11 protein-coding genes are annotated in these 10,559 nt (G+C 38.3%); 3 read left to right on the top strand and 8 right to left on the bottom strand.

Translation table 11 applies throughout. The features are described from left to right. Nucleotides 1-763: 763 nt before the first annotated feature. The 5 genes from Sarmat_RS06890 to infC form a co-directional block, all read right to left on the bottom strand. Nucleotides 764-1,153, bottom strand: coding sequence for a helix-turn-helix domain-containing protein (locus tag Sarmat_RS06890; RefSeq protein ID WP_244127146.1), 390 nt, complete (start codon nucleotides 1,151-1,153; stop codon nucleotides 764-766). Between the two features lie 28 nt (nucleotides 1,154-1,181). Continuing rightward, nucleotides 1,182-2,000: a BPL-N domain-containing protein gene (locus Sarmat_RS04720; RefSeq protein WP_202149665.1), complete on the bottom strand. Its 819-nt coding sequence runs from the start codon at nucleotides 1,998-2,000 to the stop codon at nucleotides 1,182-1,184. Between the two features lie 189 nt (nucleotides 2,001-2,189). Then, nucleotides 2,190-2,681, bottom strand: a complete 492-nt coding sequence (locus tag Sarmat_RS04715) for a hypothetical protein (protein ID WP_202149664.1) — start codon at nucleotides 2,679-2,681, stop codon at nucleotides 2,190-2,192. 150 nt (nucleotides 2,682-2,831) lie between these two features. Beyond that, complete coding sequence (yidC, locus tag Sarmat_RS04710; RefSeq protein WP_202149663.1) at nucleotides 2,832-4,583, bottom strand: membrane protein insertase YidC; 1,752 nt, start codon at nucleotides 4,581-4,583, stop codon at nucleotides 2,832-2,834. Between the two features lie 58 nt (nucleotides 4,584-4,641). Next, nucleotides 4,642-5,178 (bottom strand): translation initiation factor IF-3, encoded by a 537-nt coding sequence (gene infC, locus Sarmat_RS04705; RefSeq protein WP_244127145.1) that lies wholly within the window; start codon nucleotides 5,176-5,178, stop codon nucleotides 4,642-4,644. A 219-nt stretch (nucleotides 5,179-5,397) separates the two neighbouring features. Between infC and phaZ the strand changes: the two genes are divergently transcribed. The 3 genes from phaZ (at nucleotide 5,398) to Sarmat_RS04690 (ending at nucleotide 8,289) form a co-directional block, all read left to right on the top strand. After that, nucleotides 5,398-6,651, top strand: a complete 1,254-nt coding sequence (gene phaZ / locus Sarmat_RS04700; protein ID WP_202149661.1) for a polyhydroxyalkanoate depolymerase — start codon at nucleotides 5,398-5,400, stop codon at nucleotides 6,649-6,651. Nucleotides 6,652-6,731: 80 nt separating this feature from the next. Further along, nucleotides 6,732-7,802 carry a hypothetical protein gene (locus Sarmat_RS04695; RefSeq protein ID WP_202149660.1) on the top strand — a complete coding sequence of 357 codons (1,071 nt, stop codon included), beginning with the start codon at nucleotides 6,732-6,734 and terminating at the stop codon, nucleotides 7,800-7,802. A 148-nt stretch (nucleotides 7,803-7,950) separates the two neighbouring features. After that, nucleotides 7,951-8,289, top strand: coding sequence for a hypothetical protein (locus Sarmat_RS04690; protein WP_202149659.1), 339 nt, complete (start codon nucleotides 7,951-7,953; stop codon nucleotides 8,287-8,289). A 135-nt stretch (nucleotides 8,290-8,424) separates the two neighbouring features. Here the strand turns inward: Sarmat_RS04690 and Sarmat_RS04685 are convergent, their stop codons facing one another. The 3 genes from Sarmat_RS04685 to Sarmat_RS04680 all read right to left on the bottom strand — a co-directional run bounded on the left by Sarmat_RS04685 (nucleotide 8,425) and on the right by Sarmat_RS04680 (nucleotide 10,178). Beyond that, entirely contained in the window at nucleotides 8,425-9,084 is a 660-nt protein-coding gene (locus Sarmat_RS04685; RefSeq protein ID WP_202149658.1) for a tetratricopeptide repeat protein, read from the bottom strand. Nucleotides 9,085-9,351: 267 nt separating this feature from the next. Then, a complete protein-coding gene (locus Sarmat_RS07115; protein ID WP_279611757.1) occupies nucleotides 9,352-9,474 on the bottom strand; it encodes a hypothetical protein in 123 nt (40 codons plus the stop codon). A 56-nt stretch (nucleotides 9,475-9,530) separates the two neighbouring features. After that, nucleotides 9,531-10,178: a tetratricopeptide repeat protein gene (locus Sarmat_RS04680; RefSeq protein WP_202149657.1), complete on the bottom strand. Its 648-nt coding sequence runs from the start codon at nucleotides 10,176-10,178 to the stop codon at nucleotides 9,531-9,533. Nucleotides 10,179-10,559: the final 381 nt, after the last annotated feature.

Below are 10,559 nucleotides of genomic sequence, written 5' to 3'. Positions count from 1 at the left end.
ATTTCAGAAGATTGTCCAAGGATTATGAGATTTCCCCTTCATCCGCTAAGGCTTTTGTTCAATTAGCTTTCACAAAAATTATGCTGAATAGGTTAGTTAAATGTTTTGCGTGACTGGTTCTAACTAATTGATTTAAACTTACCACTGTAATTTGATGCGCTGAAGACATTTGAAAACCTCGTTCTTTTGAGATTTATTATAACAAAAATTACCTCATCTCGCAACAGTCCCAAATAATAAAAAATTATAATTTTTTATTATATTTTCTATGCTATTATAGTAATTTAGATTGAATTAGGTATTTTAAAAAAATAAGAAATAGCCTCATATAATTGATCAAATTCAGTAATTTGATTTTTAATCCAACATTTCATATTAGCTCAAAATTTCTCTATTGGATTCAGAGTTGGTGAATATGGAGGTAAAAAATGATCCTGTAATTTACTGATTCAATCAATTCTTTTGTCTTCTTAGATTTATAAAAAGAAGCATTGTCCATAATTACAACTTGGCCGGACTTTAATTCCTTAATTAAAACATTCTCCACCTAGCTTTCAAATAATAGTGTATTGCATGGACCATTAAATACCATAGGTGCTATTGATTTATTATTCACTAATCCTGCAATATTCGTTCTTTCGTAATGTTTGCCACTCTTTTACTAACTATTTCTCGCCTTTCTTTCCCCATCCCCGATCCTTGCATATCGTCATATCGATACCGCTCTCGTCAATATAAACTATACTTTCGGTAGATATATCTTTTATTTTTTCTTGGTAATCTTGGCGTCTTTCTTCGCTAGCTTCCAAGTAGGAAAAGTCTTTTTTTTATAGCGAAAACCTAGATTTTTTAACCAGTAACTTATTGTAAAAACACTTACTCCAAATTTTTGGGCAGCTTTTTTCAATGTCATATTTTCATTTAATTTAACGTAGTTTTCAAGTGCTTCTAGATCAATTTTTCTTTTTGAACCACCTCGTTTCTTTGCGAGATAATTGCCTTCTTTTTTATATTTTCGGTACCACCTTCCTATTGCTGATACACTTATTTTAAATAATTTAGATGCTTGGTCATAACTATTCCCAGCTTCTAAATATTTTACTACTTTTTCTCTTAAATCATTGCTATAGCTTTTTGTCATTTTTCCTTTCATTATAACGAAAAATTATATCTAATTCAACCTAAATTACTATAAGTAACTGCATCAAACGATTAAATAGCGCCGTTCTTTCTTCGTCACCTTCTATTAGTTGCTTTATGATCTTTTGTATATACTTATCATTAGAATCGAGTAAAAATGGATCGTATTCAAAATGTACCCCTGAAAGCAATACCTTGCCCTTATTATACTTAATTAACACAATTGCTGGCAAATGATTTGTGTATGTGGCAATAACTTCTGTATTTGGATATTGTTGCGCGTCTTTGAAAAATCCACCACCATTATAAAAAACAGTCGCTTTAGCAATATTAGGTAAAATTGTATGAATTACCGCAGCTCTACTCCCGCTTTGCGTTTGATAGTCATATTTAGCTAATACCGGGCCAATAGCATCGCCCTGAAAGAATGAGAGCTCTCGCTTGCCTAATACTTCCAAAAGACCACCTTCGTCGAATTTTACATATGCAGAACCATAGTAAGCTCCTGCGCATATACCTAAGAAAGCACCTCCATCTGCTACGTATTGTTTGATAACACGGTTGCCTCTACCGTTGAGATGCTTTGCATATGGCAAATCAGCCCCGCCAGGCATAACAAATAAAACCGCATCTCTTGTCCAAAATCCCTTTTGTAGTTGTTTAGCATTAATGTTTTTAATTTGCCGTTTAGGTGTCAGCTTTATAAAAGCTGAGGTGATTTGGTTCAGTGATTCCTGACTGACTCCTTCATCTTGATATATGTATATCACACCCTTGTCCTTTGCAGAGGCTGTAGAGATACACAATATCATGATGATAGAATAAAATACTGCTGTGATTGTTTTTATATAGTTTTTCATGTTGATCTCAATTCAAATTTAATATGAAATAGAAGCGGGATTGTATTAGAAATAAACATATGGCTTATCTTGCTTCGTTTTTATAGTAGGAATCTATCTATGGTTGAAATAAATGTTTATACTACCTAGATCTAAGATCAATAACACTTGCTATTATACTCGATCTAGTGTTAATAACCACTAAACACCTTACTCCTGCACAACCCTAGACCTGCCATTTGTACTAGTAATAAGCAACACCCTTTGACCTTGAGCAAGAGGCGATTGAGTACCTTGTACTAAAGTTACTTTCTTCCCGGAATCCAGTTCTATGGTATATTCATATGCGCTCTTCTTACCACCCTTATCCCCAATAATCGCACCCGCAACCGCTCCAGCGAGAGAACCGGCCAATGCAGTATATCCTCTATTACCCTTACCGCCCAACGCATATCCAATGGCGCCACCACCAACCGCTCCTATAGCCGCGGTTTCAGCTGTTTCGCGCCCTTCATCGCTAGGTCTAACTCGTACCGAGCGCACTACAACAATACGCCCTGGATATGCGCTAGACACCACCCCCACTTGATCCTGCGCATACACATTAGGCGACATCTCCTTCGCCTGGCAGCCAGTCAAAAACGACAATGCAATAAAAACTAATATTATGGCTCTAACGTTACGCATTGTAATAAACAACATCAATTTAATTAAAATTCATCTTTACTCCTTTACTTTATCTGATCTTTTGATTCTTTAGACCTTTCTACCCTTCGCTCTTTCTATTCATTATAGCTGGTTGATGCAAATGTAGTTGATATAAATATGCATGATAACTAATTGATGCAAAAGTTACGCTTTATTTTTCTTAATAATAAAATGCTGCTGCAAAATAGAAAGTACATTATTCCAAGACCAATAAATTAACAAACCAGCTGGAAAATCCTTAAACATCACTAGAAATAACAGCGGCATAAACTGCATAATTTGAGCCTGTACGGGGTCAGTCGGCTTAGGATTATATCTTTGCTGCAGATACATTGTAATTGCCATAATTAATGGTAGCGGGCCAAGCGATAGATAGTGTGGTGGAGTGAAGGGCAACAAACCAAAAAGATTAAAAATAGACAGCGGATCTGGCATGGACAGATCTTTTATCCAGCCAAAAAAAGGCGCCTGCCTCATTTCAATAGTAACGTTTAAAACTTTATATATTGCAAAAAATACTGGAATTTGCACTAAAATCGGCAAACATCCACCCACAGGACTCGCCTTATTTTTTTGATATAGCAGCATAATCTCCTTATTCATACTCACTTTATCATGAGCATATTTTTGCTTTATCATATCAATCTGAGGCTGCAAAACCTTCATCTTTTGCATGGAGATGTAAGACTTATTAGCCAGCTGAAACATCAGCAAACGTACCAGCACAGTAGCCAAAAGGATACTTACGCCAAAATTGCCAACATACTCATACAAGAAATTTAGGACAGTAAAAATAGGCTTCGTGAGCACATACAGCCATCCAAAATCTATAGATCTATCAAAAAGATTAATACCATACTTTTGGGAATATAAATCAAGCAATTTCACCTTCTTAGGGCCAGTGAAGAGATGATAGCTCATTACGCGAGATTGTCCAGGCTGTAAGGTTATGCTTTGCGATGTGCATGAAGACTTATAACAACCCGGTATATCTATATATTCACCATAAGAAAGCTCTAAACGGTATTGATATAGTTTTGTATTCTGTTGCTTGTCACTCTCACTCCCCCCTCCGGCATCAATCTGCTCGCTTTTAGGCGCAATGGCGCATAACCAATACTTATCGCTAATACCAAACCAATTTAAGTTACTATCATCAAAAGACTTTTGTACCTCGTCCTTGAGTTTGTCATAATTCACCTCCTCTAGAGTATTATTTAATACTGCTATGGGCCCTTGATGCGCAACATTCCCCTCGTCACTAGGCTTAGTCAACTTTCTTACAAAATTAATGGAGTCTGCTAAAGTAATTTGGGTACTATGAGCATTAGTAACCTTCGTATCAACAAGCAACATATACTGCTCATCCACGCGCACTATCACCTCAAACAACACACCTTCCGGGCTCGTCCAACTAAAGGTGACAGGCTTGTCTTGAGCAAGTTCATCTGAGTCGCTCGACCACAAGGTATCATCTGCAGGTGTGGTTACAAAATTGTCTGTCTCAGTACCCCTCTTAGCCACCCATTTGAGCTGTGCAAAATAAAAATCTTGGTCTGCATTAAATTTGCTAAACAGCCGAACATTAGGGCTATCAGCGCTAACCTTCTCTCTATACTGCAAAAGAACAATATCGTCAAATTTTAACCCTCTGGTATTAATAGATCCTTTAATAACAGATGTATTAATATTCACCCTTTTAGGGGCTTCAGAGATTTTTTGTAACTGGATATTATTTTTTTGTTCTTGTTCTTGTGCCAACTGCGCAGTCTGCTGTTGTTTTAGTGCATTAACTTGCGCAAGCTCTTGTTGACGAGGTTTGAGATAAAAATAATCCCATCCAACCACAATAGCTATAGAAAGAGCCATAGCTATAAACAAACGTCCTTTTTCCATTTTTTATTTACATTTTTATTTTTTTATTTACTTCCCCGTCTCTATGAAGGGGAGCTGTTCACTTTTTGTTGGAAAATGGCAGCAAAAACACTAAAATCTGCTTGCCTTCAAGCTTCGGTGGCACGTCAACCTTGCCTACATCAGACAAATCTTCTAGCAACTTTTCTATCAACTTCATCCCTTGCTGGGTATGTACTATTTCTCTACCGCGGAAAATCATGCTTACCTTCACCTTATTGCCATCCTCTAAAAAAGCGCGAATCTGACGTTCTTTAGTTTGAAAGTCTGCTTTGCCAATATTAGGCTTAAAGCGCATCTCTTTTAATATTGAGCACTTATTCTTTTTCTTGATATCTACTTTCTTTTTCTTGATATCATATTTATATCTGCTGTAGTTTAATATCTTGCATACGGGCGGGTTATCTTTCGCAGAAATCTCCACCAAATCAAGCTTTGCATCAGCAGCCATTTGCATGGCAACTTTAATATCTACTACACCTATCATCACGCCGTCTTGATCAATCAATCTAACAGACGCAACGTTAATCTGGCCATTTATTCTTTGTGCCTGAACCTTAGAACCGGAAATATGCAAAACCTCTTGAGTATTTTTATTCTTATTATTTTTCATCTAATTAAAATACAATTTTGAACTTATTTCAATGCCCATTAGATATATTCTTGATGCAACTAGCAAATTCCACCAGTCAATTCTTGAGTGATAAGGTGGTGCATTAGTAAATGATATGCAAAAATATAAACTTGTGGTATAATTATATTTGTAAGCGATAAAACTTTTAATTGTATTAATCTTATGACATTTTATAATCCAGTAGCAGAAGAATTCTATAATTACATTGAGTATAACAAGGTGCAAAGAACGCCATTTAGACAGCTCTTACAGCATGGCATGGAAATGTTAAAAGGGCAAGACGACATGATTTCAAGATATTACCGCGCAGCTATGAGCGTAGCGGAGAGGATGACCAGACACTACACCAAACCTTGGTTTAATATAAAGCAAATTACTATCGCTAATGGCAAGACGGCGGCCAAAGAATATGACGTAAAAGAAGAAGCGTTGGTTGTAAAAACATTCTGTCAGCTACGTCATTTTAGTATACCAGATCTAAAAGAAAAACGCGAATCTATACTGCTTATAGCGCCAATAGCCGGCCACTATGCTACCCTTTTAAGAGAGACAGTGAAAAGCCTGCTACCTCTTGTTAATGTATACATCACAGATTGGGCGAGCGCCAGTGCAGTGCCGGTGGAGCGTGGCACTTTTGATCTAGATGACCAGATAGATTATATTTCTGATTTTATTAGATTCCTACACAAAAAGCATGGCAGAGTACACGCCATGGCCGTTTGCCAACCTACCGTTGCGTTGCTTGCGGCAGTGAGCTTTATGGCGCAGAACAATGATCCGGCTACGCCAAAATCTATGATTATGGTTGGCGGACCGATAGATGCCAGACGTAACCCTACTAAACTCAATATATTCACTGAAGGTAAGACCATAGATTGGTTTAAAAGAAATGTTATTACAAAAGTTCCACCTAGCTATCCTGGCGCAGGTAGACGCGTGTATTCAGGTATTATGCAGCTTACTGCTTTTATGGGACTGAATATGAAAAGGCATTTAGATGCTCATTTAGACCTGTTTAATTTTATGGTACATGATGATAAAGAAAAAATTGCCAAACATACTAATTTTTATGACGAGTATTTTGCGGTGATGGATTTAACGGAAGAATTCTATTTACAAACAATACAAAGAGTGTTCTTAGACTATGACATTGCGCAGAACAGGTTCATGTCGCGTGGTAGATTAATGGATGCGCGCGCAATCAAAAATTGCAGAATATTTGGTATTGAGGGTGAGCTAGATGATATAGCGGGGCTTGGACAAACCAAGGCGGTGTTTGATATATGTTGCAATGTTCCTGAAAGTTATAAGAGATATCATATGCAACCTAAGGTAGGGCACTATGGAGTATTTAGTGGTAGCGCTTTTCATAAAAACATTGCACCACAAATCCATGATTTTATTTCGAAAAGTTAAAGAGTGAGATAGCGCAACATAAGAAACATACTATGGCAAACTTTTGAAAATAACTAATTAATTATTTAGGGTATCAACATATGAAAAACGATTCAGAATCACAGAAAAATACAAGAGTAGCAGATCAAAAAGAACAGGAACAGATCTCTGTCAATCTCAACAATACTACGCAAGATACGGACTCCTTAACAAACAAGATCGATCGCTATTTAAACTATCCAGTTGTGTATTGCAACACTCCGGGTGAATTGATAGAAAAAACTCAGAATTTACTAAAGATCAAAAATAATATTCAAGCAGGAAACGCGTTGAGCTCAGAGGAAATAAAAACATTAGCTGCAGCGGATCAGAAATTCGCAGATTACACTGGTATGACTTTTCCAATTAACAAAGCTGAGACGCAGCTAGATCTAGTGGAGTTCGAGACAAAATACGTAACAGAACACGAGAAAATCGGAAAAGACCAGAATATATATTATGATTTAGCGCCTTTTATAAAAGAGGTATTAGATCCAAACAAGGTCGGGAAAGAGAATAAGCACGCTGCTCAATTCGCTCAATGGTCTCAAGTTGCACGAGACAATATACAGATACTCGAAAACGATGTGCAACTCAATTCTATGCCACTGTACGCCAAAGAGTTTGCCAATGGAGAGAAGTTGATGACTTTAATAAATGGGAGTGAGGTGGAAAAAAATAAGATATTAGATAATGCAAAAAATTTTAATGATGTATTATATCGAGTCCAGCATTCTGAATTAGAGAAAGACTTAGGACACTTTCAACAGGCAAACCAGGAGAAAGATCACGTGGTAAGAACGAAATTGGAACGAGAGTATGGAGCTAAAATAGAAGGAGAAGATTCGCATGCTGTATTAAAGCTTAACGTGCCAAAATTACGACCAATGACCGACGAGATAATACAAACTCCACAACGGGAACAAAATGTCTTTTTTAAAATATGGAATAGCATAAAAAATATTTTTACTAAAAAACCTAAAAATGCACAAATTACAACGCCACAAAAACAAGATAAGGGCGTGAAACAACAGAAGAAAGTGCAGCAAATAACAATCAAAAAAGATCATCGAAAAACTCTTGCAGAACAGAAAACACGAGAACAAGGGGTGGAAGTGGGAGGTCGCAAATGAGGTCTATAATTTTTTATTTGCACACGATGCTTTTTCACTTTATCCTATCTATCTGAGAAGTAACTACTGTTAAAGTACTGAACATAGGGCATTATGAATTTAAGCGAGGTGTCTAACCTACTATATATTATTAGGGATAGATTACTATTTGAGCAACGAAGACGAGGCGCTATCTTTAATTAAAAGGTACAAAAACGCAAAATATCATAATAGCCCCCTGGCAATACTTGGTCAAATCGAAAGTAAATGTGAGGAGCGCAGACAGCTCGGCACGTTAGGGTTACATGAAGTATACGAGAATTCCAACGCAGAAACGAAGCGGCGGTTGTCATCGGTGCTAGAGTTTTGTATGGAGTCTAATGGGTCTTCTCGCAAACTCTACTCCTTCATGGCACCGCCCCGTTGCTTGCGATTCGAAGCCCTCACTTTACTTCATGTACAACGGAAGTTCTGCGCTTCGTATGCTCCTTACATTTGCTCCGCATGAGCGAGTTTCGAAAGAAGTCTAATGAGCGCGATAACTTTCACGCTAGTTCCTACCTCCATTAACGGCAAGCATCTGCGCAAAACCTAAAGAGGCGATAACAAAGTAACGAGGGCTCCAGCACCTCTGCCACAGCTCTCAAGCCTCCTCCGGCTCTGAGGTATAAGCAGTTTCCTCCTCCTGCCTAAGTGGGCTGAGCGCATTCTGTTCAAGCTGACTCAGCGCATACCTCCTATTGGTATAGCATCCTTCTCTATTCCAACCTCGAGCAATCGCTCTATCATATGCCGCAACTCCTTCTACATACCGCCCAAGGGTGCACAGTGCATTTCCTGCATGGTAATAGTGCATTCCATTTTCCGGCTCAAGCGCGATGGCCATCTTGAAATCCTCAAGCGCCTCTTCATATTTATCAAGTTCATAAAGCGCGTTTCCTCTTCTGCAATAGCACTCTGCAGTATTTTTGCCTAATGCAATTGCTTCGCTATAAGCTTCAATCGCCTCTTTGTGTTTCAGAAGCAGACGCAACATTCGCGCTCTGTCAAAGGGATGCTCTGGATTTTGCGGATCTTGTTTCATTAATTGAGTGTAGTACGCCACTTGATCTAATGTGTCAACATCTTGAAACGGCGTATCGTCAACTTGCTGCTGTTGCTGCGCAACCTGCTGCTGTAATTGCACGCTTTGTTGCTGCACAACTTGCTGTTGTTGGGCAATTTGCTGTTGCTGTAATTGCTGTGAATCTTTATAACATTTTGACCGAATGAACGGTTGTTGAGTAGATGATATATTTTGCATGGTACTTATGACACCTTATCTATGTTAAATTAATACAACTACCTTGTTGTTGAACGAAGCCAGGGCTTACGCTGAAATAAGGTAGTTATTGAGTAATAATATGATGTTTTATGATTAATATTAGGAAAACTTAGAGTTGCCAAAAAGTAGATCAGACTGATGGATGCCTAGCTCAGAGCTATGAAAGCTAGCGGTCTATTAGACCTCTTGCAAAACTCTATTCCTGATGGCAACCACGCCCTCCGGTGCTCGAATCCTCACTTTACTTCATGTACAACGGAAGTTCTGTGCTTTCATTTGATCCTCACGAGCGAGTTTCGAAAGAAGTCTAATGAGCGCGATAACTTTCACGCTAGTTCCTACCTCCATTAACGGCAAGCATCTGCGCAAAACCTAAAGAGGCGATAACAAAAATAACGAGGGCTCCAGCACCTCTGCCACAGCTCTCAAGCCTCCTCCGGCTCTGAGGTATAAGCAGTTTCCTCCTCCTGCCTAAGTGGGCTGAGCGCATTCTGTTCAAGCTGACTCAGCGCATATCTCCTATTGGTATAGCATTCTTCTTCTTCATCCCAGCCAAGCGCAATCGCTCTATCATATGCTGCAACTCCTTCTACATACCGCCCAAGGGTGCACAGCGCATTTCCTGCATGGTAATAGTTCATTCCATTTTCCGGCTCAAGCGCGATGGCCATCTTGAAACCCTCAAGCGCCTCTTCATATTTATCAAGTTCATAAAGTGCGTTTCCTCTTCTACGATAGCACTCTGCAGTATTTTTGCCTAATGCAATTGCTTTGCTATAAGCTTCAATCGCTTCTTCGTACTTTAAGAGTGCGCGTAATATCCGACCTTTGTTAAAAGGATGCTCTGGATTTTGCGGATCTTGTTTCATTAATTGAGTGTAGTGCGCCACTTGATCTAATGTGTAAGCATCTTGAAACGGCGTATCGTCAACTTGCTGCTGTTGTTGTGCAACCTGTTGCTGCTGTAATTGCACGCTTTGTTGCTGCACAATTTGCTGTTGCTGTAATTGCTTTGAATCTTTATAATATTTTGACCGAATGAACGGTTGTCGAGTAGATGATATATTTTGCATGGTACTTATGACACCTTATCTATGTTAAATTAATACAACTACCTTGTTGTTGAACGAAGCCAGGGCTTACGCTGAAATAAGGTAGTTATTGAGTAATAATATGATGTTTTATGATTAATACAACATGAATGTGCGCGTATAAAAACTTTGTCTAATCATCAAGATGTAGATATGCAGTTGTGCATTCAGCTTAACTCGCTGATCGAGATTCTGGAAAGAGATAGATCAACACTTCTGATGATAGAATTTTGTTAAAACTAAGAACCAGTCACGCAAAACATTTAACTAACCTATTCAGCATAATTTTTGTGAAAGCTAATTGAACAAAAGCCTTAGCGGATGAAGGGGAAATCTCATAATCCTTGGACAATCTTCTGAAAT

The organism is Candidatus Sarmatiella mevalonica, assembly GCF_016751895.1.
In the GTDB taxonomy this organism is placed as follows: domain Bacteria; phylum Pseudomonadota; class Alphaproteobacteria; order Rickettsiales; family Rickettsiaceae; genus Sarmatiella; species Sarmatiella mevalonica.
Note: the sequence above shows the minus strand (reverse complement) of the source record. Positions and strands in the feature narration are given on the sequence as shown.